This is a genomic window from Bradyrhizobium sp. Kon69 (genome assembly GCF_055807515.1).
The window spans coordinates 1-23,878 of sequence record NZ_JBVVOS010000013.1; the positions used below are offsets into that span (position 1 = coordinate 1).

General features: G+C 63.4%; 23 protein-coding genes. 6 read left to right on the plus strand and 17 right to left on the minus strand.

The genetic code is table 11. The features are described 5' to 3' along the window. Positions 1-498: 498 nt before the first annotated feature. The 10 genes from AC0L3U_RS18360 to AC0L3U_RS18405 form a co-directional block, all read right to left on the minus strand. On the minus strand, positions 499-1,149 hold the full coding sequence (locus AC0L3U_RS18360; RefSeq protein ID WP_473362663.1) for a hypothetical protein: 651 nt from the start codon (positions 1,147-1,149) through the stop codon (positions 499-501). Between the two features lie 67 nt (positions 1,150-1,216). Next, positions 1,217-1,417, minus strand: a complete 201-nt coding sequence (locus tag AC0L3U_RS18365; RefSeq protein WP_456765121.1) for a hypothetical protein — start codon at positions 1,415-1,417, stop codon at positions 1,217-1,219. 171 nt (positions 1,418-1,588) lie between these two features. Next, entirely contained in the window at positions 1,589-2,347 is a 759-nt protein-coding gene (locus tag AC0L3U_RS18370; RefSeq protein ID WP_473362664.1) for a hypothetical protein, read from the minus strand. A 19-nt stretch (positions 2,348-2,366) separates the two neighbouring features. Then, entirely contained in the window at positions 2,367-3,773 is a 1,407-nt protein-coding gene (locus tag AC0L3U_RS18375) for a hypothetical protein (protein ID WP_473362665.1), read from the minus strand. A gap of 261 nt (positions 3,774-4,034) precedes the next feature. Further along, on the minus strand, positions 4,035-4,820 hold the full coding sequence (locus AC0L3U_RS18380; protein ID WP_473362666.1) for a fumarylacetoacetate hydrolase family protein: 786 nt from the start codon (positions 4,818-4,820) through the stop codon (positions 4,035-4,037). Next, entirely contained in the window at positions 4,820-5,839 is a 1,020-nt protein-coding gene (locus AC0L3U_RS18385; RefSeq protein ID WP_473362667.1) for a 2-dehydropantoate 2-reductase, read from the minus strand. The genes AC0L3U_RS18380 and AC0L3U_RS18385 overlap by 1 nt, the downstream gene beginning before the upstream one ends. A gap of 104 nt (positions 5,840-5,943) precedes the next feature. Continuing rightward, positions 5,944-6,369 carry a CBS domain-containing protein gene (locus AC0L3U_RS18390; protein WP_027569141.1) on the minus strand — a complete coding sequence of 142 codons (426 nt, stop codon included), beginning with the start codon at positions 6,367-6,369 and terminating at the stop codon, positions 5,944-5,946. Positions 6,370-6,545: 176 nt separating this feature from the next. Then, complete coding sequence (gene oxlT, locus AC0L3U_RS18395; RefSeq protein ID WP_007608345.1) at positions 6,546-7,868, minus strand: oxalate/formate MFS antiporter; 1,323 nt, start codon at positions 7,866-7,868, stop codon at positions 6,546-6,548. Positions 7,869-8,127: 259 nt separating this feature from the next. Continuing rightward, positions 8,128-9,414 (minus strand): oxalate/formate MFS antiporter, encoded by a 1,287-nt coding sequence (oxlT, locus tag AC0L3U_RS18400; protein WP_473362668.1) that lies wholly within the window; start codon positions 9,412-9,414, stop codon positions 8,128-8,130. Positions 9,415-9,660: 246 nt separating this feature from the next. After that, positions 9,661-9,798 (minus strand): hypothetical protein, encoded by a 138-nt coding sequence (locus AC0L3U_RS18405; protein ID WP_007593333.1) that lies wholly within the window; start codon positions 9,796-9,798, stop codon positions 9,661-9,663. A 279-nt stretch (positions 9,799-10,077) separates the two neighbouring features. On the opposite strand from AC0L3U_RS18405, the gene AC0L3U_RS18410 reads away from it, so the two are divergent. Beyond that, positions 10,078-11,409: an Hsp70 family protein gene (locus AC0L3U_RS18410; RefSeq protein ID WP_473362669.1), complete on the plus strand. Its 1,332-nt coding sequence runs from the start codon at positions 10,078-10,080 to the stop codon at positions 11,407-11,409. Between the two features lie 42 nt (positions 11,410-11,451). On the opposite strand, the gene AC0L3U_RS18415 is transcribed toward AC0L3U_RS18410, so the two are convergent. The 3 genes from AC0L3U_RS18415 to pcaB form a co-directional block, all read right to left on the minus strand. Continuing rightward, positions 11,452-11,895: an SRPBCC family protein gene (locus tag AC0L3U_RS18415; protein WP_007593330.1), complete on the minus strand. Its 444-nt coding sequence runs from the start codon at positions 11,893-11,895 to the stop codon at positions 11,452-11,454. 263 nt (positions 11,896-12,158) lie between these two features. Next, complete coding sequence (locus AC0L3U_RS18420; RefSeq protein WP_473362670.1) at positions 12,159-13,148, minus strand: Bug family tripartite tricarboxylate transporter substrate binding protein; 990 nt, start codon at positions 13,146-13,148, stop codon at positions 12,159-12,161. A gap of 6 nt (positions 13,149-13,154) precedes the next feature. After that, the gene (gene pcaB / locus AC0L3U_RS18425; protein ID WP_473362671.1) at positions 13,155-14,534 is read right to left on the minus strand and encodes a 3-carboxy-cis,cis-muconate cycloisomerase; all 1,380 of its coding nucleotides are present in this window, start codon (positions 14,532-14,534) and stop codon (positions 13,155-13,157) included. 582 nt (positions 14,535-15,116) lie between these two features. Here pcaB and AC0L3U_RS18430 point away from each other — a divergent pair. The 3 genes from AC0L3U_RS18430 to AC0L3U_RS18440 all read left to right on the plus strand — a co-directional run bounded on the left by AC0L3U_RS18430 (position 15,117) and on the right by AC0L3U_RS18440 (position 15,946). After that, on the plus strand, positions 15,117-15,326 hold the full coding sequence (locus AC0L3U_RS18430) for a cold-shock protein (protein WP_007593324.1): 210 nt from the start codon (positions 15,117-15,119) through the stop codon (positions 15,324-15,326). A 98-nt stretch (positions 15,327-15,424) separates the two neighbouring features. Further along, positions 15,425-15,667 carry a hypothetical protein gene (locus tag AC0L3U_RS18435; protein ID WP_007593322.1) on the plus strand — a complete coding sequence of 81 codons (243 nt, stop codon included), beginning with the start codon at positions 15,425-15,427 and terminating at the stop codon, positions 15,665-15,667. Between the two features lie 54 nt (positions 15,668-15,721). Next, positions 15,722-15,946, plus strand: a complete 225-nt coding sequence (locus AC0L3U_RS18440) for a hypothetical protein (protein ID WP_473362672.1) — start codon at positions 15,722-15,724, stop codon at positions 15,944-15,946. A gap of 66 nt (positions 15,947-16,012) precedes the next feature. Here AC0L3U_RS18440 and AC0L3U_RS18445 read toward each other — a convergent pair whose 3' ends face one another. From AC0L3U_RS18445 to AC0L3U_RS18460, 4 genes are all read right to left on the minus strand, one after another. Continuing rightward, a complete protein-coding gene (locus AC0L3U_RS18445; protein ID WP_007608360.1) occupies positions 16,013-16,195 on the minus strand; it encodes a hypothetical protein in 183 nt (60 codons plus the stop codon). A 357-nt stretch (positions 16,196-16,552) separates the two neighbouring features. Then, a complete protein-coding gene (gene frc, locus AC0L3U_RS18450) occupies positions 16,553-17,830 on the minus strand; it encodes a formyl-CoA transferase (RefSeq protein ID WP_007608365.1) in 1,278 nt (425 codons plus the stop codon). A 154-nt stretch (positions 17,831-17,984) separates the two neighbouring features. Next, positions 17,985-19,718, minus strand: a complete 1,734-nt coding sequence (oxc, locus tag AC0L3U_RS18455) for an oxalyl-CoA decarboxylase (protein ID WP_473362673.1) — start codon at positions 19,716-19,718, stop codon at positions 17,985-17,987. A gap of 78 nt (positions 19,719-19,796) precedes the next feature. Then, positions 19,797-20,489, minus strand: a complete 693-nt coding sequence (locus AC0L3U_RS18460) for a GntR family transcriptional regulator (RefSeq protein ID WP_197031202.1) — start codon at positions 20,487-20,489, stop codon at positions 19,797-19,799. A 348-nt stretch (positions 20,490-20,837) separates the two neighbouring features. Between AC0L3U_RS18460 and AC0L3U_RS18465 the strand changes: the two genes are divergently transcribed. Next, a complete protein-coding gene (locus AC0L3U_RS18465; RefSeq protein WP_473362674.1) occupies positions 20,838-22,967 on the plus strand; it encodes an acetate--CoA ligase family protein in 2,130 nt (709 codons plus the stop codon). Between the two features lie 61 nt (positions 22,968-23,028). Beyond that, positions 23,029-23,871, plus strand: coding sequence for an IclR family transcriptional regulator (locus AC0L3U_RS18470; protein ID WP_473362801.1), 843 nt, complete (start codon positions 23,029-23,031; stop codon positions 23,869-23,871). Positions 23,872-23,878 lie beyond the last annotated feature (7 nt).

Sequence of the window (23,878 nt, forward strand, 5' to 3'; positions counted from 1 at the left end):
ACCCCGGGCGTCAGGACCACACGACTTGTTCGTCCGCGCACGTCCTCGCATGTCGCTTCGAGTGCTGGCGTGTGCTCGCACCCGAAGCCATGCGAAGACGCTGTCGGCATCGTGTCGTAGGCACGAAAGCCATTGCTCACAGCCGAAGCCGCCCTGCAATGCCGCTCGCGCCCGACGCCGTCGCGTCCATCGCTACCTAGCCCGCGGTTCGTGACGATCGCGATCCGCCCCTTGTCCCGGGTCAGGGTATCGCGTACGTACGACAAATCCGAATTTCGGTAAAGTGGAATATTTTCGCAGGCGGGGATTGACAGGCGGGGTGGGAACTTTGTGCGGGTGTTTTGCCCGACGGGCACTCCGCCAATCCATCGTGCCCCAATTGCTTCGGCATCTTCATTGCGAGCGCAGCGAAGCAATCCAGACTTTACCCGTGGAGGGACCCTGGATTGCTTCGCTGCGCTCGCAATGACGGCGTCGCGTGGTGCGCCCTGGCGGGCTCTACTCCGTCGACAGCCGCACCATCTGGCGGCCGCCGTTCATTTCCTTGAGGCTGTTGACGAAGTTTTCCGGGCGCTGCCAGCGGTAGGGGACCTTCAATCCCATGTACTCGGCGATGTCGCCGATGAAGCCGGTGCAATTGGTGGTCTCGGCGTTCCAGACCGGCGAGCTCGCCTGCAATTTCTTGATATAGGCAAACACGCGCTTGGCGTCGGCTTCGTTCAAATAGACGCGGTAGTTCGCGGTCAGGTAGTCGGGATCGAGATCGCCGTAACTCGCGCCGGTCTCCGCCGGCACCCAGGTGAGGTGACCGAGCACATAGGCCCAGGTGTCGCCGGCCGGCGTGAGCCCTGCCACTTCGACGGCGCGCTCGCTGGTCTTGCCATACCAGACGAAGGCGTGGCCCCAGCTCGCGGCCGTGCGGGCGCGGAAATCGACGTAGTACGGACCTTTCTCCGCGCGCGCGACTGCGCGCCGCGTCGTTTGCGGCGCCGGCCGTGATACGGCGTCGGTCGTGGCAAGCGCGTTTGCCTCAGCAACGCGCTTGTTCGCTTCGTGGGCCGAGGCCGAGGGTGTCGTGCACGCGAGCATGGCCGCGAGCGCGAATCCCGCAAGGATGCAGGGTCCCGATCGATCAGGTTTGTTCGTCACGCTATGCCCCTCGAATCTCGGCCACTCACGCAGAATCTACGCTTGCTTCTGCGTATTTCGCTGCGCGTCAGTAGCGCGCCGCGACGGGGCCGGGCGCCTTGCCGATCGGGGCCTTTCCAACCGGGCTCTTGCCAATCGGCATCTTGCCGATCGGCGCCTGCTCCGAATAGACGGGAACGGGCTGGCGGCGCGGCAGATCCGCAGCATTCGCAGCCGTCACCAGAGTAAGCGTAGCACCCACGACAAATACAATCTTCTTCACAGTCATACCCCTAGAAGGTTTGGTCCAAACACGGCACCGCCGTGCCCCCAGACACACCTCACAGAAGGGCGGCCGAATGCGTCCACAGTGCGGCATCCGCGCGACATGTTGGCGGCATCTGCCGGGCGCGCGGAGACGTGATGTGTCTGAATGTTTGGTCTTCGCGCCCCTCGTTGGTCAGTGATCGGCGCTGAGGCGGAAATGCATCTCGATCTTCGCCGGTGACGCATCGCCCGCCACGCGCCAGGGTGAAAAGCCAGGGGTGGGATCAGGATCGGAGGGGAGATCGATAGGCCAGCTCTGCGTCGGCGAACCCGGAAGCGTCAGGCTGACGGCGCGGTGACGCGTTTTGTACGTCAACGACGTGGAGGCAATGATCGCTTTGCGCTCGCCTTCATGCGCGCGCCAGTTCGGAGGCAAATCGGCATTGGCATAACCTGTCGCTTCCTCGACCTCGATGTGCACATCCTCCGCCTTGTCCGGCAGCGTCATGCCGGCGGGAAGGCGAAACTCGATGTGGAGCGTCATGTAGCCGTGACTGAGATAGGGCGAGCGGATGAGTTCGTACCAGCCCCAATAGCCAAGGATTGCCGCGATGAGCAGAACGGTGAGAGCAAAGGGCGCAGAGAGCCGCGTGGTGTGGTGAGGCGTAGTGTCGGAGGTTTCCGTGGGCGGCTGTGGCGTTGCATTCCGGACCAGGCCGAAGCGCACGAACAGCCAGATGCCGGCGATCAGGCCAACCACACCGCCGATCGGACCGATGTCGAAGAAGGCGCCCATGGCGATGCCGCCATCGCGGTCTGGCCCGGCCAGCGCGATCACCAGTGCGGCAAGGGCGGACCAGCCGGCGAGCGCGCCGAGCAGGGCGGAGAGGAGGCCGAGGATGAAGCGCATGTCCGGATTGGTCGCGCGGATCGGGATGGCGGTTCGAACCATCCCGAAGGATCGGGTGCCTTCACCCGATCCGGTTCAGGCTGTTCCTGATGGTCGAGAAGATGCCGCCGATGTCTTTTCGCAAGCCGTCGAGCGCATTGAAATTGTCGAAGATGCGGGCGAGGCGGTCTTCGACCTCGCGCTTGCTCCTGGTCAGCGCGTCGACCCGCGAGGCGAGCGTGACGTCGCCGCTCGCCTCGATCTCGCCGACGGTCTTGGCAAGGAGATCGCGCGTGGTGCCGACGTCCGCGATCAGGGCCTCGATGCCGAACACGGGAGCCTTCAGTGGGACGAGGTCGGCCTGGGACTTCGACAGCTCCGTCTTGAAGGCGTTCAGCGTTGCCAGCGTCTCCTGTAACGCGCCGAGGCGCTGGCGCGACTGGAGAACAAAATCGTTCAGCGCATTCTGGCGGTCGGCAAGCGTCTTTCCGTCGGCGTCGGTCTCGACACCGGCGAGTGAGCGTTCGAGCTGGGCCTGGCGCTGGCCGAGCTCTTCGAAGTCGAGCCCGATGCCTTTCAGGATGTGGAAGCTGTCGTCGATGCGGGCCAGGCGCTGCTCGATCTCCATCTTGTTCTTCGACAGCGCCTCGACGCGGATGCCGAGCGGCGCTTCGCCGCCGGTTTCGAGCTCGTCGACGCTCTTGACGAGGCGCTCATGGCTGAGGCCCAGCTCGCCAATCAAGGCATTGAGGCCGGCGTCCGACGCGCGCAGCGGCACCAGCTCGGCGTGGGACTTCGCCAGATCTTCCTTGTACTGGTTCAGGGTCGCAAAGGTGCCCTGGACCGTGCCGACCCGCGACAGCAGCGTCGCTACGTCGCGCGCGATGTCCTTGAGCCGGTCGGCGAGATTGTTCTTGCGGTCGTCGGTCTCGAGGTCGTGCAGTGAGCGTTCGAGCTGGTTCTGGCGGTCGCGGATCTCGGTGAAAACCGGCTCGACCGCGCGGCGCTGCTCGGCGACCTTGCCGACCATGTCGCGCAGTTCCTGCTGGCGGCGGCGGATTTCGGCGAGCTGGTCGTGCATGTCGGTGGATTCGTTGCGGCCCCGCTGCAGCAGTGCGCGCTGCTCGGTCTCGCCCAGCTTGTCGTGGAGGGCGGAGACGGCCTCCCGGGGATCGCTCTCGATCAGGTGCTGGACGGTAGCGTCGAGGTGGTTCTGCAGGGCATGGGCGACGACGACGTCCTCGCGGGTCTTCTTGAGGCGGTCGCGCAATGTGTCGAGGCGCCGGTCCTGGCGCGAGAGCCGCCAGGCGGAGGCGCCGATCAGTGCCAGCACCAGAGCCAGGATCGCGCCGGTTGCAAACCGCTGCGGGACAGGCAGGCCTCCGAACCAGGCGGGCAGGTGGCCGACATCGTAACCGAGCGCCTGCTGGGCGAAGATCGCGATGGCGGTGAGCAGAACAAACCAGGCAACCAGGAAAAACAGCCACATCGTGACTTCCTCACGCCGGCACACATTATCGCCATAATTGCTATTGGAGAGCGGAACCGAGATCAAGGGCGGCGGGGGCTTGCCGGATAGGTCCGGTCGCACGATCCACGGCTGAATGCGTCAGCCGATCGGTGGAGGGCGGTGGGGAGCGCCGGAGTTTCCCGATGCGAATGGGGCGAAGCGCAATCCGGGTTCTGTGAGCTTTGAGAGCCGGCCCGGATTTCGCTTCGCTCCATCCGGGCTACCGCACCGTATCGATGGCTACAGCCGAAACTCGTTGGTCAGCTCGCCGATGCCGTCGATCGCGACGGTCACGATGTTCACCGGCTCTTTCATCACGCCGACGCCAACCGAGGTGCCGACGGCAATGAGGTCGCCGGCGAGCAGGGTCATGTCGTGGGAGATCCTGCTGACCAGCTCCTGCGCGGAGAAGATCATGTCCGATATCGGATAGTTCTGCCGCTCCGCGCCGTTGAGGATGGTGCGGACCACCAGCTTTGCCGGATCGAGACCGGTGGCGATGACGGGGCCGAACGGGCCGTAATCGTCGATGCCCTTGGCCCGCGCCCATTGCGGGAAAGTGGGATCGCTGGTCAGGATGTCGTTGGCAGTGATGTCGTTGACGCAGGTGTACCCGAAGATGAAGCTGTCCGCTTCCGCCGGCGACACCCGGGCGCAGGTCTTGCCGATGACGATGCCGAGCTCGCCTTCGTACGTGGTCTTGCCGTCGTAATAAGACGGACGGCGGATCACCGCGCCTGGCGTCGTGATGCTGGTGGTGGCCTTCAGGAGGTAAAGCGGCTCCGGCGGCTCGGGCTGGTTGAGCTTGGCCGCGAGCGCGTGAAAATTGTTCCAGAGCGCGACGATCTTGCTGGGCGCACAGGGCGCGAGCAGTTCGACCTCCGACAGCGCCAGCGTCTTGCCGGTTGCCGCATGACGGCCGAACATCTCGCCCTCGTGCACACTGATGCCTGACGAATTCAGCGTGCCGAAGCCGGTCGTACCGCTATTGCGGAAGCGGAGCCATTGTTTGATCTCGCCAGCCATTACGCCACCGCCAGTGCGCGCGGATCCGATCGTGTCGAGATGCCGTCGTAGAGACCGGCGATGCGGGCGCGCTGGGTCACCATCGCCAGCACTGAATCGAGCGCGGGGGTCGCGATGCCGGTGAGGCGGCCCATCTCCTGCACGACGGTGACGAGCGGGTCGATCTCCATCGGTCGGCCGCGCTCGAGATCCTGGAGCATCGAGGTCTTGTGCGCGCCGACCTTACGGGCGCCTTCGATGCGGCGCTCGACGTCGACGCGGAATTTGACTCCGAACGTCTCGGCGATGCCTTGCGTCTCCATCATGATCGCGCGCGACAGCGCGCGGGTGGCCGGATCGGTGCAGATCACGTCGAGCGTTGCATGGGTGAGTGCGCTGATCGGGTTGAAGCAGACATTGCCCCACAGCTTGAGCCAGATCTCGTCGCGGATGCGGTCGAGCACCGGCGCTTTCAGCCCGGCTGCGACGAAGAGATCGGCGAGGCGTTGCACGTCCGGGGTGGTCTCGCCGGAGGGCTCGCCGAGCGGAAAATTGTTGCCGTAGACGTGACGGATCACGCCAGGCGCCTCGATCTCGGTGGCGGGATAGACGATGCAGCCGATGGCGCGCTCGGCGCCGATTTCGCGCCACTGCCGTCCGCCGGGGTCGATGCTCTCCAGCGTCGAATTCTCGTATTGGCCGCCATGCTTGTAGAAGTACCAATAGGGGATGCCGTTGACGGCGGTGACGATGCGGGTGTGGGGGCCGAGCAGCGGCTGCATCGTCTCGATCACGCCGGTGATCGAGTGCGCCTTCAGCGTGATGATGATGTAGTCCTGCACGCCGAGCTCGGCCGGATCGTCGGTGCAGCGCGGATGCACGGTGTGCTTCTCCTCGCCCGCGAGCAGCGTCAGCCCGCGCTCGCGCATCTCGGCAAGGTGCGCGCCGCGTGCGACCAGGCTGACGTCGGCGCCCGCGCGCGCGAGCTGTACCCCGAGATATCCGCCGATTGCGCCGGCGCCGTAGATGCAGATCTTCATGGAATCCTCGCGGAGCAGCAGAAGCCGGATTTCGGGACGAAAGATCCGGTCCGGCTCGGAAGGGTCCGAGCAGGGGCCGGTAGTCGCAGGGGAAGTGAGGCGCCTTAAGCTGCTTGCGGCGTGCCGTTGAGTGCTTCGTCGATGACGGCCGCGATGTCACGCATGCTGATGACCGAGACGAGGCTGTAATCGTCGATGACTGGCAGGTGCCGGATGTGATTCCGGTTCATCAGATGGCGGACGTGCTCGATCGTGTCGCTCGACGTGCAGGACACGAGCTGCTGCACCGAGACGAGCTGCGAGACCTTGACGTTGACGGCATTGGCGCCGTGCTCGGCGACGGCGCGCACGACGTCGCGTTCGGTGAACATGCCGACCGCGGTATTACCCTCGGAGCGGACCACGTCCTTCACCACCAGTGCGCTGATATTGTTGGCGCGCATCAGCTTGGCGGCGATACCCACCGTTTCGTTCATTCGCACCGTGACAACGCGCGGTGTCTTCTTGCGCAGAATGTCTCCGACCAGCATTGCAACCTCCCTGGGTGAATGATGAGGCGAGTGTGGTATACATAATGCCAATCGTCAAGCATTCGGTTTGGCTGATCCGAAAATTCTTGCGGCAGCAATGCTGACATTTGTCGTGAGCCAAAAAGAAAAGGGCGCATCGCTGCGCCCCTGTCTCACCCGTGCAAGGTGCGTGTTGGTTATGCCGTCTCGGTCTTGGCGTTCCCCGTCGCGGCGTTGGCGCTCTCGGCTTCCTTGCCGAGGATGAAGGAGCGGCGCATCGGCTTGATCACGAACAGCGCCATCAGGGCCGCCGTCGCGTTCAAGGCCACCGCGACCACGAACACGGCCTTCCAGCCATACGTGGCCGAGATCACGCTCGCGAGCGGAACGAGCAGGGACGCCGTCCCCTTCGCCGTGTAGAGCATGCCGTTGTTGGTGGTTGCGAACTTCGAGCCGAAGGTGTCGCCGCAGGTCGCCGGGAACAACGAGTAGATCTCGCCGAACACGCCGAAATAAACCGCGGTCGCGAGCACGAAGACCACAGGCACGTGGCCATAGGCGGACAGCGTCAGCAGCATCAGCGCGGCGGTGCCGAAGGCGATGAACATGGTGTGCTCGCGGCCGATCGTGTCGGAGACGAAGCCGAAGAAGGGCCGTCCGAAACCGTCGAAGATGCGGTCGAGCGAGATCGCGAACGTCAATGCCGCCATCTGGAAGCCGGCGAGCGTGACCGGCGTGTCGGCGATCTTGAAGTCGTGCGCGATCGGAGCGATCTGCGCCGCCGTCATCAGGCCACCGGAGGCGACCATGACGAAAACGAGATACATCACCCAGAAAATAGGGGCGCGCAGCACCTGGGGAGGGGTGAAGTCGATCTTGGTCTGCGGCAGATTGAGCTGCTTCTTCTTCGGCGGGATCGAGATCCGCGGCGGCTGGATGAAGAAGGCGAGCACGAAGACGATCACGCCCTGGCCGATGCCGAAGGTGAGGAACGCGTGCTGATAGCCGCTCGTTGCGATCATGGTCGCGATCGGAACGACGGTGAGTGCAGCGCCTGCGCCGAAGCCGGCGGCGGTCGCACCGGCGGCAAGGCCCCGGCGATCGGGAAACCATTTCAGCGCGTTGCCCACGCAGGTGCCGTACACCGCGCCCGCGCCCATGCCGCCGATGATCGCGGCCGCGTAGAGCAAGGTGAGGCTATCGGCATAGGAGTTGAGTATCCACGACAGCGCGATCATGACACCGCCGAACATGATGACGATGCGCGGGCCGTATTTGTCGACGAACCAGGCCTCGATCGGCACCAGCCAGGTTTCGGTGACGACGAAGATGGTGAAGGCGAGCTGGATCGCGGCGCGCCCCCAATGGTGCGCGTGATCGATCGGATCGACGAACAGCGTCCAGCCATATTGCAGGTTGGCGATCATCGCCATGCAGACGATGCCCATGACCAGCTGGAGCCAACGGAAACCTGTGCGGAGAGGCGCGGCCGTGACAGCGCCATCGGTGCTGGAAATCATCAAAAACCTCCCGAGCGCCTGTCTGGTTCGACACGGGTCGCAAGATGACCTGATGTCGCAATATTGTGGCTTATCGTCGCAAGCGCGATGAGGAGCTTGGTATACCATATTCCAGATTGCAAGTCCTATCTTGGCGCGCCACTGACAAAATATGCGGGGGTTCCGGTTGGGAACTGCGGATTCATGAAAACGTCGCGCACAACGAAAACGCCCGGCCGTGAGGCCGGGCGTTTTGCACGAGAAGGCGCTTTTGAGTGCGTCAGACGGTCGATTGCGCGACCACCACCTTGCGCCAGGGCTTGAGCACCGCGATCGCCAGCGCCGAGGCCAGGATGTTGGCGCCGGCCGCGATGATGAACACGTTGTCCCAACTGCCCGACGATTGCTGCATGTAGTTGCCGATCGGGACCAGCAGGGCGGCCGTACCCTTCGCGGTGTAGAGCAGGCCGGCATTGGTGGTCGCGAACTTGGCGCCGAACGTGTCGGTGCAGGTCGAGGGGAACAGCGAGTAGATCTCACCCCAGGCGAAGAACACGAAGCCCGAGAGCAGCACGAACCAGAGCGGATCGTGGCCCCAGAGGTAAAGCATCCAGATGCCGATACCTTCCATGCCGAAGGCGATGAACATCGTGTTCTCGCGGCCGATCATGTCGGAGATCCAGCCGAAGAACGGACGCGTCAGGCCGTTGAGCACGCGGTCGATCGTGGCCGCGAAGGTCACCGCCGTCATGGTCACCGCCATCAGCGTGACTGGCACGTTGTCGATCTTCCAGTCGGCCGCGATCGGCTTCAAATTGGCCGTCACCATCAGGCCGCCGGCGCCGACGATCACGAACATGAAGTACATCAGCCAGAAGATCGGCTGACGCAGCACCTCGGTCGGCTGATAGTTGCGGCGGGTCTGTTGCAGATTGGCGTTCGCCACCACGCTGGGCACTTGGCCTGCCTTCGGCGCCAGCAGGAAGAAGGCGAGAATGCAGATGATGATGCCTTGTCCGAGGCCGAAATAGAGGAAGGTGGTCTGGAAACCGCTGTCCTTGATCATGGCCTGGATCGGCGCGACGGTGAGCGCAGAGCCTGCACCGAAGCCCGCGGCCGTGATGCCTGCGGCAAGACCGCGCTTGTCCGGAAACCACTTCAGCGCGTTGCCGACGCAGGTGCCGTAGACGCCGCCGGCGCCGATGCCTGCGATGATCATGCCGAGATAGTAGCCGTTGAGCGAGGTCGCCTGCGCGTTGATCGCCCAGCCGGCGGCGCAGAGCACGCCGCCGACCAGGACGACGAGGCGCGGACCGTATTTGTCGACGAACCAGCCTTCGATCGGCACGAGCCAGGTCTCGAACAGCACGAACAGCGTAAAGGCCCATTGGATCGACGCACGATCCCAGCCGAACTTCTTCTGGATGTCGGGGACGAAGAACGTCCAGCCGTATTGATAGTTGGCGATCATCACCATCGCCGCGACACCGACCGCCAATTGCGTCCAGCGATACGTGTCGCTAACGCGCGCGGCTGTCGGGGCGGTTGCTTGCACCATGTCCGTCATAAAGCCTCCCGTGGCGCCTCTCATTTTTCTGCGAGCGCTGGAACGGCATTCTTGTATGCATTATGCCAAGCTTCAAGCGCTGGTCCGGTCACCGTGCGCAAATGCCGCAGGACCTTGCCCGGTTGCGGCTGTGACTCAGGACAGCACAAGTAGAAATGGCCCCGTCATCCGGGGCCATTCATCAAAAGTCGTATGCAAACCGATCTGAAACCGTCCCGCCGCACGGCGGCGCGGGAGGAGGCCAGCTTACAGGCCGAAGCGCGGCAGGTCGCCGTTGTGATTCGAGATCTCGGCGCTCGCCATCAGGAGGCGGTCGATCGTGGCCATCAGGCGGGCGAACAGCGAGGAGGAGGGCGCGAGAGCGACGGAAGCGGTCTTGGACATCGGAAATCCCTTTCTTGAGACGGTCAGTAGTGCTGTCTCATTTCGAAAGGGAATTTATGTATACCAGATGCCAATGTCTATGCATGCCATTGCATGGCAGCATTTAGCTCTTCGCATTGCAGCATAATAATCCGTTAAATGGGCCGATTTGAGCGGGATATGCCCAAAACCGGCCGAAACTGAACCATTTGACCGTCGATGTCCAAAAACGGAGCCTTGGCAGCGGCACACGAAGCCGTTAGTGGTCTGCCCCCTTCCAATCATCTGTCAGAGTGGTTCATGTCGAGCGCCTCGCCCGCCGTCTCGATCGGCATCGATTTTGGGACCAGCAACACGGTCGTGGCCCTTGCGGCGGACGACCGCCGGGTCGAGGCCATCCGCTTCGACCATGGCGGACAGCGCCACAGCGTCTTCGTGTCGGCGCTGTGCTTCTGGGAGGACCGGCCGGGTGCCGGCGCCCAGGCCGAAGGCGGCCCGTGGGCGATCGAGCAGTTCCTCGAAGGCCGCCATGTCTACCGCTTCCTCCAGTCGTTCAAGACCTTCGCCGCGAGCTCCAGCTTCAACACCACCCAGGTGTTCCGGCAACGCTACAAGTTCGAGGATATTTTGGCGGCGTTCCTGCGGACGCTGGCGCGCCATGGCGGCGATAAATTCGGCTTCGAGACGTCCACCATCACGGTCGGTCGCCCCGTCCGCTTCGCCGGCGGCAATCCCGACGAGGCGCTGGCGATGCAACGTTACCGGGCCGCGTTCGAGCGCCTTGGGGCCGGCCACGCCCGCTATGTCTACGAGCCTGTCGGAGCCGCGTTCTCCTTCGCCCGCCGGCTGGAGCGCGATGCGACCGTGCTGGTCGCGGATTTCGGCGGCGGCACCAGCGATTTCTCGGTGATGCGGTTCTCGCGTGCCGGCGGCGCCTTGCGCGCCGAGCCGCTCGGCCACGCCGGTATCGGGATTGCGGGCGACACGTTCGATTACCGCATCGTCGATCACGTCGTCTCGCCGCGGCTAGGCAAGGGCTCGAGCTTCCGCTCGTTCGACAAGGTGCTGCCGATCCCCACCGGCCACTACACCAATCTCGCGCGCTGGCATCAGCTCGCGATGATGAAGAGCAACGGCGACCTGCGCGAACTCCGGGAGCTTGCGCGCACCGCGGTGAAGCCGGCTCTGCTCGAGGATTTCATCACCATCGTCGATCTCGACCTCGGCTTTTCGTTGTACCGCGCGGTGTCCGACGCCAAGGTCGCACTGTCGGCGCAGGATCAGGTGGAGTTCCGCTTCAAAGGCGGCGGCGTCGACATCGGCTCGACCATCACGCGGAAGAATTTCGAAGCCTGGATTGCCGACGACATCGCGAGGCTCGGGGCTACCGTCGACAAGGTGCTTGGCGAAGCCGGCGTTACCGCGCGCGAGATCGAGAAGGTGTTCTTGACCGGCGGCACGTCCTTCGTGCCCGCCGTTCGAAAGCTGTTCGCCGAGCGGTTCGGCAACGAACGGCTGATGTCAGGCGACCAGTTCGAGTCGATCGCCTATGGCCTTGCGTTGATCGGACACAGCCCGGATCCCGACCGCTGGACCGCAAGCGGCGGGATTGCGCCGAAGGCAGGCGCGTAGGGCATCTTGCGCGATTGTGCGCGCGCCTCGTCCTCCGAGAGGCTATTGCTTGATCTCAGGCTCGACGAGCTTCGCCAGATTGCGCAGCGATTCCTGCCAGCCGAGATAGCAAGCCTCCGGCGGGATGACGTCGGGGATGCCCGCCTGCGTGATATCCAGCTCGGTGCCGACGGATACTTTCTTCAGGATCACGGTGACCTGGATCTCGCCCGGCAGATTGGGGTCGTCGAACCTGTCGGTGTAGCGGAGACGTTCGCCGGGGACGAGCTCGAGATATTCGCCGCCGAAGGCGTGGCTGTTGCCCGTCGTGAAGTTGCGGAACGACATCTTGAACGTGCCCCCGACCTTCGGCTCGAAATGATGGACGGTGCAGGTGAAGCCGTTCGGCGGAAGCCATTTCGCCAGCGCATCCGCCTCCAGGAAGGCGCGATAGACTTTCTCCGGGCTGGTCGTGAGAACGCGGTGCAGGCGGACGGTGCTGGGCATGATCATCTTCCTCATGAATCGCCGGGCTCGACGTCAGCGTCTATTGCCCGTTCATGTCTAGATGACGGACGAGATACCCCCGATCCGACAGGGCGTTTCGAATTTTTTGATGGATGAGGGGCAGACTGCCGCCACGTCCTGCGGCGTCATGATGAATGCCAGCTTTGTAATAGCGGATCGTCGGATTGTTCCGTCGGCCTGCGGCGTGAGGCGCGACGGCGAAAGCTGGCGGGCGATCACGCGCTCGACTGCGTCGGTTGCACTTATTGATCGAGGCGAATCTGCGCGGTTTTGACAATGTCCTGCCAGCGCGCGATCTCTTCGGTCATCCGCCGCTTGAGCGGTTCGGGGCCTCGCTGGTCCGGCGGTGGCAGGATCAAGCCTACCAGTTCAAGCCGTCTCCGCACGCCGTCATCGTCGAGCGCTGAGCGAAGCGCATCCGAGAAGCGGTCGCGAATGGCGTCGGGCGCGCCTTTCGGCAGGTAGAACGCGAACCAGCTCGATGCGACAAACTGTGGAAGTCCTGCTTCCCTCGCCGTCGGCGTGTCCGGCAATTGCGGAACCCGTGCGGGCGCTGAAACGGTCAGAAAACGCAGATTGTTGTCACCCAGGAACGGAAGAACGTCGCCCAACAGTCCACAGCTGAAGTCGCTGCGGCCCGCGATCAGGTCGGTCATTGCCAGCGCTGATCCGCGATATGGCACTTCCACCGGCTTGAATCCGATCACGGAGGTGAACAGCAGACAGCTGATGTGGCTGATCGAACCGACACCCGCATGGCCCAAGGTGAGGTCCGGGCCACGCGCCTTCGCGATCGCGATGAACGACGCCATGCTGTCCGCGCCAAGGTCGCGGCGGGCAACGACCAGGATCGGCGTTTCCGCGACCAGGCCAATCGGCGTGAAATCAAGCAGCGGGTCGTACCGGAGATTCGGATACAGCGCGACCGATGCCGCATGCGTGCCGACGTGACCGCTGACGAGCGTATAACCGTCGGGCGTGCTTTTCGCGACGCGCGTTGAGCCGGTCGTGCCGCCCGCCCCGGCGATGTTCTCGACAATGATCGGCTGCCCAAGTTTTCGCGCCATGTGTTCGGACACGATCCGGCTCATCACGTCATTGGGGCCGCCAGCCGCGAACGGGACGACCAACGTGATCGGCCGTGACGGGAACGGCGCCTCGGCCTGTGCCGCATTCAACATTGTCAGCACCGCAGCTGCGACGAGGCCCATGCGCTTGCGCTTCAAAATCATATGGCCTCACTCCGCATCAATGGCATCGCCTTGCACTGCCGCGATAACACGATCGACCTCACGGCCGGACAGGCCGATGTATCGGGCCGGATCCGCAGCCGCCTCGATCTCATGGGGCGCGATGTGGGCCGTCACGGCCGGATCGCGCGAAAGGCTCTGGGCTAGTGTCAGGCCCGAGGCGATGGCGTGCATGCATGCCGCACTCACCATTTCGTGCGCATGATGGCGCCCGACGTGCGGAGCCAGCGCCATCATGACGGCCTCTGCGGCGATGAGACCCTGTGTCCGACCGAGATTGGCCTGCATCGCATCGGGCCTGACGACTAGTCCGCTGCAGAGGCGAACAGCGTTGTCCATGGCCCGGGAGACCAGCACGAACGCTTCCGGCAGCAGCAACCATTCGGCTTGCCACGGTCCCGTCGCCCGTTCGTGGTCGTGGACCGAAGCGTCGAGCATGGCACTTGCCAGCCGGCGCAGCGACGGTCCGGTGCTGAGGATCTGCTCGCAGATGATCGGGTTACGCTTGTGCGGCATGGTGCTGGACGCGCCATGGCCCTGACCGCCTGGCTCCAGCACTTCGCCGACCTCGGTCTGCGCCATCAACACGACATCGGTCGCGATCTTGCTCAGGGTCGCAGAGATCAGCCCAAGCAGGCAAACCGTCTCGGCCAAACCATCGCGCGCGGCGTGCCATGCCACCAGGGGCTCGCCGAGTCCGAGCTCGCTGGCCAGCGCAGCGCGGACGCTGTCGCCATCATTGCCGAGTGATGCGAAAGTGCCGACCGCACCGCCGAACTGGACCTGGAGGACTCTTGGTTTGAGTTCGGCGAGACGTTGCCTGTGGCGCAGCAGGCCCGACAGCCAGACGGAAACCTTGAAGCCGAAGGTGATCGGGATCGCGTGTTGAAGCTTGGTCCTGCCGACCATCGGCGTATCGCGATGGGTACGCGCCAGATCCGCAAGCGTCGATATCAGGCGCTCTAGATCGCGGTGAATGAGCTCGAGCGCGTCGCGTATCTGCATCACGAGCGCGGTGTCCATGACGTCCTGACTGGTGGCACCCCAATGGACGAATTCGCCATGGGGTTTGCCGGTGAGCCGGATCAGCTGCTCGACCAGATTCACGACCGGCAAACCGGCGCGCAAAGTGCCCGCGGCCAATTCGTCGAGATCGAGTAGTTCAGCGCGTGCAGCGGAGGCGATCGCAGCAGCAGCCTCGGCAGGAATCACGCCAAGCTGCCCTTGAACCTTGGCCAGCGCGACCTCGACCAGGAGCATGGACTCAAGCGAATTGCGCTCACTGAAAATGGTGCGCATCGGGGCGGTGCTGAAAATATCGGCGAGGTGGCGGCTGCTGAAGACCGTTCCGGGCTCGAAACTCAGCATGGCCGTGTCGCGATCATGGATGAGCGAACGCGCGCGCGTTCAAACCAGTCGGCAAGCCTCAATCCGAGTTCGTGAATGGCGACCCTTACCTTGCGGGCGTATGGCGACGTCTGAGTAAAAAATAGCCGCATCGGTCGGTATCGGTTCCTCCGTCGTCGCGCTCCATTGCGCGCCGTACGGCTTGGCATCGATCAAGCCTAGGTTACCCCCTCGTTTTGTAAAAATGCATTATTGCGATACATGCGTTCTGAATTGGAGAACGCCGTCGAGCGCGCCGGAATTCGGATATGGCCAAGCGCGCTCATGTCGGGTTGCAGATCGTCGCCGAGAAGATCAGAGCCGCTAATGCGAGCTTCTCCGACGGAAGCGTCCTGTACCTATCGCCGAGCTCCTGAGACGTCGAATCGGGCAAATGCCAAGCCTTGCAAATAGCGAGGATGTGGTATACGTTGAGGCTGTTCGTTCAGCCGCTGTGCCTTGTTGAATGTGCCCGCGGGCTCCTTTTCCATAGACATCGACGAATAGAATTTGTTCTGCGTGACGAGCACGCGGAACCTGCGCGTATGCGCTTTGGAGAAGAAAATGACGACAGGTACTGTGAAGTGGTTTAACGGCCAGAAGGGCTTTGGATTCATTCAGCCGAACGACGGCGGCAACGATGTGTTCGTTCACATCAGCGCGGTCGAGCGGGCTGGTCTTGCAGGTCTCGCTGAAGGCCAAAAGGTCAACTTCGAGCTCAAGACCGACAAGATGCGGGGCAAGGTCAGCGCTGAGAATCTCTCGCTGGCCTAAAGTCTTGGTGCCGTTTCACGGATGTGCTGAAACGGCCATGCCACCCGCTCGATCCCAGGATTGAGCGGGTTTTTGTCCGTTGCAGAGCAGGGTGAATAATGAGCGCCAAGAGACCGGCCGAACCGTCACCCGAAAGCATCGCGCGGACTAACCGTCAGCGTTTGGCCGCAGAGGAAGGCGCTCGGGCGATGGTGGATGTTGGAAAGCAAGCCGTCGATGTTCGCAAGAACATGGCGCGGCTTCGAGAGCTGCGCGAAGCCAAGGAAGCGGCAGACGCCGCCCTTCAGGCATCATTGCCCGCCGCCACCCCGACGAAGCGCAAGAAGAAGGTGACGCCATAGCTGGCTTCCATTGCGCCGACGACAATTGGGAGAGGGCCGATCACATGCCAAAGAGTGCGGATCGTGCCTAGAATCAAGTTGGATGGCGGTGGCACCATCACCTTCTTTCTCGCGCTTGGCGCAGGACGACAGATGTGCCGTCTTGCGACGACCTTCCTGACGCAGAAGCAGGCTTTCAGTTATCTTCGCAAGAACCGGACCGAGTTCGAGCGCATGGCGCGGGCGCAGCTCGCGTCTGGTGCAGTCGAAGACGGAATCGTCGTGCTATCGATGCTGTAAGGCAGGCGCAGATTTCAGTGCCGCGCCTTCAGCGCAATCCGCGATCGGAGTCTGGGACCGACGCTCTTATTCGGAGCCGCTTCCCGGCTTCGCCTCCCGGGCCAATCGCTCCGCTTTCAGCCGTTCGCGATTCTCGTTGAAGGAATTCTGGTCCTTCGCATAGTCATTGATCGGCTTCTGCGTTGTCGCAGGCTTGAACGCCTTGTTGGCTTCACGCTTGGCGCGATCAGAGGATTGATCTTTCGACATTTAAGCCCTCAATTTGATCAACGAGCGTGGTCCTGGCGAGTGCCGGACGCGACGCCACCTGTGCCCGAACTGAAAGGCCGACTTGCCATCCTCGGAAGCGAAGGCGACCAGTTCTTCAGCGTGGGGCAGGGTCTTTGCGAGGCGTGCTGCACTCGCCGTGGAGATTGCATGCTCGCATTTCCGGGAGCACGCCGGTCGAGGAAGTAACGGCCGGCCACCGCATCTGTTCCTCGCGAACCAATCTTTAATCCAGCCTTGGCGGCGCGGCAAGCGCGCCGATCGTGCGATGCAGCCCCTTCCGCGCCAACAAAAAGGCCGCCGAAGCCGGCGGCCTTTCGCGTCGTGAGATAAGCCCGCTTACTCTGCGGCTTGCTTTTGCGGCGGATCGAGCGCGCCGGACTTGTGGATATCGGCGACCTGATGGTCCGAGAAGCCAAGCACGGTGCGCAGGATCTCGTCGGTGTGCTCGCCGAGCAGCGGGGAGCGCTCCACCTCGCTCGGGGAGTCCGACAGCTTGATCGGGTTGCCGACCGAGATGTACTTGCCGCGGGTGGGGTGGTCGACCTCGACCACGGTGCCGGTCGCGCGCAGCGACTGGTCCTCGGCGATCTCCTTCATCGACAGGATCGGGCCGCAGGGGATGTCATCCTTGTTGAGGATTTCCATCGCCTCGAACTTCGTCTTCGTCATCGTCCACTGTTCGATGCGGCCGAAGATCTCGTTGAGGCGCGGCAGGCGGACGGCGGGCTTGGCGTAGTTCGGATCGGTCTTCCAGGAGGGCTCACCGATCACGTCGCAGATCTTCTCCCAGACGGGGGCCTGGGTGATGAAGTAGATGTAGGCGTTGGGATCGGTCTCCCAGCCCTTGCACTTCAGGATGCGGCCGGGCTGGCCGCCGCCTGAATCGTTGCCGGCGCGCGGCACGGCATCGCCGAACGGAATGCCTTCGCCGAACTGGCTGTATTCCTTGAGCGGACCATGGGCGAGGCGCTGCTGGTCGCGCAGCTTGACGCGCGCGAGGTTGAGCACGCCGTCCTGCATCGCGGCCGTCACCTTCTGGCCCTTGCCGGAATGGGTACGCTGATAGAGTGCGGTGACGATGCCGAGCGCCAGATGCAGGCCGGTGCCGCTGTCGCCGATCTGCGCGCCGGTGACGAGCGGCAGGCCGTCGCGGAAGCCGGTAGTGGAGGCGGCGCCGCCGGTGCACTGCGCGACGTTCTCATAGACCTTGCAGTCTTCGTACGGTCCGGGACCAAAGCCCTTGATCGAGGCGACGATCATCTTCGGGTTGATCGCCTGGATCTTCTCCCAGGGGAAGCCCATGCGGTCGAGCACGCCGGGGCCGAAATTCTCGACCAGCACGTCGCACTTCTTGATCAGCTCGGTGAGGACTTCCTTGCCCTTGGGGTTCTTCGTGTCGAGCGTGATCGAGCGCTTGTTGTGGTTGAGCATGGTGAAATACAGGCTGTCCACGTTCGGGATGTCCTGCAGCTGGCCGCGGGTGATGTCACCCACACCCGGACGTTCCACCTTGATCACGTCGGCGCCGAACCATGCGAGCAACTGCGTGCAGGTCGGCCCGGACTGGACGTGGGTGAAGTCGAGAATGCGAACGCCCTCGAGCGCTTTTGTCATCGTGTTGCTCCTGTTACTCTTCTGTTTCCGTCATTCCCGCGAAGGCGGGCATCCAGTATTCGCTGAAGGTTCAGTTGGGCCTCAGTGCTCGCCTCAAGGATGATCTGGCGATTACTGGATTCCCCGCCTGCGCGGGGAATGACCCGGCGGCTGGTTACTTCTTCTTCTGCAGAACGCTCTGCGGATTGAGGTTGCCGATGCGGCCGCTCTCGGAACCGGCGGCGGGATCGATCACGGCGTTGATGAGCGTCGGCTTGCCCGAGGCCATGGCTTCGTTGACGGCGCGCTTGAGCTCGTCCGGCGAGGTCGCGTTCACGCCGACGCCGCCGAAGGCTTCCATCATCTTGTCGTAGCGGGCGCCCTTGACGAACACTGTCGTTGCCGGATCGGAATTGGCGCCGTTGACGTCGGTGCCGCGATAGATGCCGTCATTGTTGAAGATGACGACGCAGATCGGCAAATTGTAGCGGCAGATAGTCTCGACCTCCATGCCGGAGAAGCCGAAGGCCGAGTCGCCTTCCACCGCGAGCACAGGATGGCCGGTCTCGAGCGTAGCCGCGATCGCCTGGCCCATGCCGATGCCCATCACGCCCCAGGTGCCGACGTCGAGACGCTTGCGCGGCTTGTACATGTCGATGACGCCGCGGGCGAGATCGAGCGTGTTGGCGCCCTCGTTGACGAGGATCGCCTCGGGATGATCCTTGATGACGTTCTTCAGCACGCCGAGCGCGCCGTGATAGTCCATCGGCGATTTGTTGTTCATGAGCTTCGGCGCCATCTTGGCGACGTTCTCTTCGCGCTTGGTCGAAATCGCCTTGGTCCACTCGGCCGGCGGGGCGGTCCAGCCCGAAGCCATCGTCTGATTGAAGGCGGAGACGACCGAGCCGATGTCGCCGACGACGGGCGCGACGATCTCGACGTTGGAGTCCATTTCCCTGGGCTCGATGTCGACCTGGATGAACTTCTTGGGCGCTTCGCCCCAGTTCTTGCCCTTGCCGTGCGAGAGCAGCCAGTTCAGCCGGGCGCCGATCAGCAGCACGACGTCAGATTCTTTCAGCACCGTGGAGCGGGCAGCGCCCGCGCATTGCGGATGCGTGTCGGAGAGCAGGCCCTTGGCCATGCTCATCGGCAGGAAGGGGATGCCGCTCTTCTCGACGAAGGTTTTGATCTCCTCGTCGGCCTGCGCGTAGGCCGCGCCCTTGCCGAGGATGATGAGCGGGCGCTTTGCGCTCTTCAAAACATCAAGCGCGCGCTTGATCGAAGCGGGCGAGGGGATCTGCGCGGGAGCCGCGTCGATCACCTTGACCAGCGACTTCCGGCCGGCATCGGCGTTCATCACCTGGCCGAACAGTTTTGCCGGCAGGTCGAGGTAGACGCCGCCCGGGCGGCCGGAGACGGCGGCACGGATGGCACGGGCAAGCCCGATGCCGATGTCCTGGGCGTGCAGCACGCGATAGGCTGCCTTGCACAGCGGCTTGGCGATCGCGAGCTGGTCCATCTCTTCGTAGTCGCCCTGCTGGAGGTCGACGATCTCGCGCTCGGAGGAGCCCGAGATCAGGATCATCGGATAGCAGTTGGTGGTGGCGTGCGCGAGCGCGGTGAGACCGTTGAGGAAGCCGGGCGCGGAGACGGTGAGGCAGATGCCGGGCTTCTTGGTGAGGTAGCCGGCGATGCCCGCCGCATAACCGGCGTTCTGCTCGTGGCGGAACGAGATCATGCGAATACCGGCCGCCTGGGCCATGCGACCCAAATCCGTGATCGGGATGCCCGGCACATTATAGATGGTGTTGATGCCGTTCAGCTTGAGCGCGTCGATGACGAGATGAAAACCATCCGTCAATTCCTGCTCGGTGCCCGGTGCTTCGGACTTGGTCGCGGTATTCAGCATGGGCCTTGTCTCCCTGGTCTCAAGATGCCGTTTCAGGCTTTAGGGGCGATGCCTCGCCCTTCTGGTGAACGTTGCTGGCTAGAAGAGTTCCTGACCATGCGCTTCGACGTAAGCGGCAAGGCCAAGGGTGTGATCGCGGGCGCGCTTCTCGGCAAGTTCGGTATCGCGCGCCTCCAGGGCTTCGATCATGCCGAGATGCTCGGGTAGCGACGTCGCGGTGCGGTCCTTGCGACCGATCGTCAATTGCCGATAGCCACGCACGTGCAGCAGCAGGTCGTTGGTGAGATCGACCAGCACCGGTGATTCCGACAGCGAGATCAGCGCCTGGTGGAAGGCGATGTTGGCGCGCGAATATTCCTCGACGTGATCCTCTGGCAGGCGGTCCTTGCCAAAATCCTTGAAGTAGTCGCGCAGCGCCGTGATGTCTTTCTTGCGCGCGGTGGCGGTGATGAGGCGGGCCGCCATGCTCTCCAGCGCCGCCCAGGCGCGGATCATGTCGACGATCTCGCTCTTGGTCCTGCGCACCACCATGATGCCGCGACGGGGAACCGTCTTCACGAAACCGTCCTGCTCGAGCATCGCGATGGCTTCGCGGATCGGCGTGCGGCTCACACCCAGGCGCTCGGACAACGCGCGCTCGTCGAGCATCACCGGCTCGGGCGTCGAGTAGATGTCCATCTTGAGGATGGCTTCCTTCAAGGCGTCATACGCCTTGTTCTTGAAGCTACTCTCCGGGGCAATACGAACGATTGCGATATCTGCCTCGGCCATGTTCGGCAACGCCTTGGTTGGTTTCCGCAGTGACACGACGAATCTCCTCCAGTGGGAGTCGTCTTTTACAGGAATATTAACGGGAAAGTTTTTGGCATACCAAATACCAGAATGTCAAGCTGCCTATTTTTTGCAGCGTTCTAGGGTGCGCTGCAGCTTGACAAGTTGGCTTCTGGCATACCAAATGCCATCGCCAGCCATTTTTGATCCAAGCCGGCGGAGTAACCTCGGCTTTATGCCACTCCGTTCCGCGACATGGAACAGAGCGCGGCGAATGGAAAGCATCACGGGCAGCCGCAACACGCGCGCGCTTTGAGAACGCAAGAACCAAGGTCAAGGGAGAGCCACATGTCCAATTCCAAAGATGCCGTCCGCAAGGTGCTTGACCAGGTCAAGGCGGACAAGCGCACCAGCCTGACCGCGCCGGAAGGCAAGCTGGTCTGCGACGCCTACGGCATTGCGGTGCCGAAGGAGGGGGTGGCGAAGTCGGCCGGCGAGGCCGGCAAGATGGCTTCCTCGATGGGCTTCCCGGTGGTGATGAAGATTGTCTCGCCGGACATTCTCCACAAGACCGAAGCCGGCGGCGTCATCGTCGGCCTCAAGACGGCCGAAGACGCCGAGAAGGCCTACGAGACGATCCTGTCCAACGCCAGGAAGTACAAGTCCGATGCCAAGATCGAGGGCGTCCAGGTGCAGCAGATGCTGGCCGGCGGCACCGAAGTGATCGTCGGGTCGATCACCGACGCCTCGTTCGGCAAGCTGGTGGCCTTCGGTCTCGGCGGCGTGCTGGTCGAAGTCCTGAAGGACATCACCTTCCGCCTCGCGCCCGCGACCAAGCAAGACGCACTGTCGATGCTCGACGGCATCCAGGCGCATGAAATTTTGAAGGGCGTTCGCGGCGGCGAGCCGGTGAACCGCACGGCGCTCGCCGATGTCATCGTCAAGGTGTCGCAGCTCGTCACCGATTTCCCCGAGATCGTCGAGCTCGATCTCAACCCGGTGTTCGCGACGGCCAAGGACGCGATCGCGGCCGACGTCCGCATCGTCGTCGACTTCGCTTACGTGCCCAAGCCGAAGCCGCGCCCGACCGAAGAGATCGTCGCGGCGATGAGCCGCATCATGCAGCCGAAGGCGGTTGCCGTGGTCGGCGCTTCGGCCGAAGACGGCAAGATCGGCAATTCCGTGATGAAGAACCTCATCAACGGCGGCTACAAGGGCGACATCTACCCGATCCATCCCAAGGCCGCCGAGATCCTCGGCTACAAGGCGTATAAGAGCGTCAAGGACGTGCCGGGCGTCATCGACACCGCGGTGTTCGCCATTCCCGCGAAGTTCGTGGCCGCGGCGCTCACCGAATGCGGCGAGAAGAAAATTCCCGGCGCGGTTCTGATCCCGTCGGGCTTCGCGGAAGCCGGCGCGCCGGAACTCCAGGCCGAGATCGTCGAAGTCGGCAAGAAGTACGACATCCGCCTGATGGGACCGAACATCTACGGCTTCTACTATACGCCTGCCAATCTCTGCGCGACCTTCTGCACCGCCTATGACGTCAAGGGCCACGCGGCGCTGTCCTCGCAGTCGGGCGGCATCGGCATGGCCATCATCGGCTTCTCCCGTTCGGCCAAGATGGGCGTGTCGGCGATCGTCGGCCTCGGCAACAAGTCCGACATCGACGAGGACGATCTGCTCGCCTTCTTCGAGCAGGATCCGAATACCAACCTGATCGCGCAGCACTGCGAAGACCTCAAGGACGGCCGCGCCTTTGCGGAAGCCGCAAAGCGCGTCTCCAAGAAAAAGCCGGTCATCGTGCTCAAGGCCGGCCGCACCTCGGCCGGCGCGAAGGCGGCCTCGTCGCATACCGGCGCGCTCGCCGGCAACGACAAGATCTACGAGGACGTCCTGGCGCAGTCCGGCGTGATCCGCGCCCGTAGCTTGCGGCAACTGCTCGAGTTCGCGCGCGGCGTGCCGGTGCTGCCGACGCCGAAGGGCGAGAACGTGCTGATCATCACCGGTGCGGGCGGCTCGGGCGTGCTGCTGTCGGACTCCTGCGTCGACAACGGCCTGTCGCTGATGGCGATGCCGGCGGATCTGGATGCAGCCTTCCGCAAGTTCATCCCCCCGTTTGGCGCGGCCGGAAATCCCGTGGACATCACCGGTGGCGAGCCGCCGATCACCTACGTCAACACGGTGAAGCTCGGCCTGACGGACGAGCGCATCCATTCGCTGATCCTCGGCTACTGGCACACCATCGTCACGCCGCCGATGGTGTTCGCCCGCAACATGGTCGAGGTGAAGAAGGAGATGGAGGCCAAGGGCTTCGTGAAGCCGATCGTCGCCTCGCTCGCCGGCGACGTCGAGGTCGAGGAGGCCGCCGAATATCTCTACCAGAATGGCATCCCGGCCTATGCCTATTCGACCGAGCTGCCGGTGGAAGTGCTCGGCGCCAAGTACAAATGGGCGCGCGGGGCAGGGCTGCTCTGAGTCGACGATGCCGCTTCGCCTCTCCTCGCGCGCGGGGAGAGGCGAGAACAGTCAGGTCGCGATGAGCAGGAACGTGATCCGGCGTAAACCGCTCGAGCCCCGCTCGTCGTCGGAGGCCGACAACGAGGTGCGCGACGGCGGCGTGCAATCCGTTGATCGCGCGCTGTCGATCCTCGAGACTTTGTCCGAGGACGACGAAGGCTATCGCCTCAGCGATCTCGCTGTTCGCACCGGGCTCTCCGCCTCGACCGTGCACCGCCTGCTCGCGACGCTGGAAAGCCGCCGCTTTGTGCAATTCGACCGCGCCGAATCCAAATGGCATGTCGGCGTGCGCAGCTTCACGGTCGGCGCGAGCTTTGCCCGGCGGCGCAATTTCAGCGCCCAGGCCATTCCTTATTTGCGCAAGCTGCGCGATCTTACCCGCGAGACCGCCAATCTTGCCATGGTCGACGACGAGTTCATCATCGTGCTGACCCGCATGGAGAGCCGCGAGATCATGCGTTCGCTGACCCAAGTCGGCGGCCGCGTCCCCATGGTGACCTCCGGCGTCGGCAAGGCGGTGCTCGCGACCTATTCCGACGAGGACGTCGGCGCCGTCATTCGCCATCACGGCATGCCACGCCTGACCGAGAAATCCATCGTGCGGCCGAGCGACCTGTTCAAGGAGCTCGAAAAGATCCGCAAGCAAGGCTACGCGCTGGATGATGAAGAGGCCTGCATGGGCCTGCGCTGCGTTGCCGCGGTGGTCTACAACGATTGCGCCGAGCCGCTCGCGGCGATTTCGGTCTCCGGCATGACCAGCCGGCTGACCGATCAGCGGTTACCGGAAATCGGGCAGATCGTCCGTGATGTTGCTGCCGAACTGACGGCCGCGCTCGGCGGGGCAGTTCCGACACCCCGCTAATCGGAAA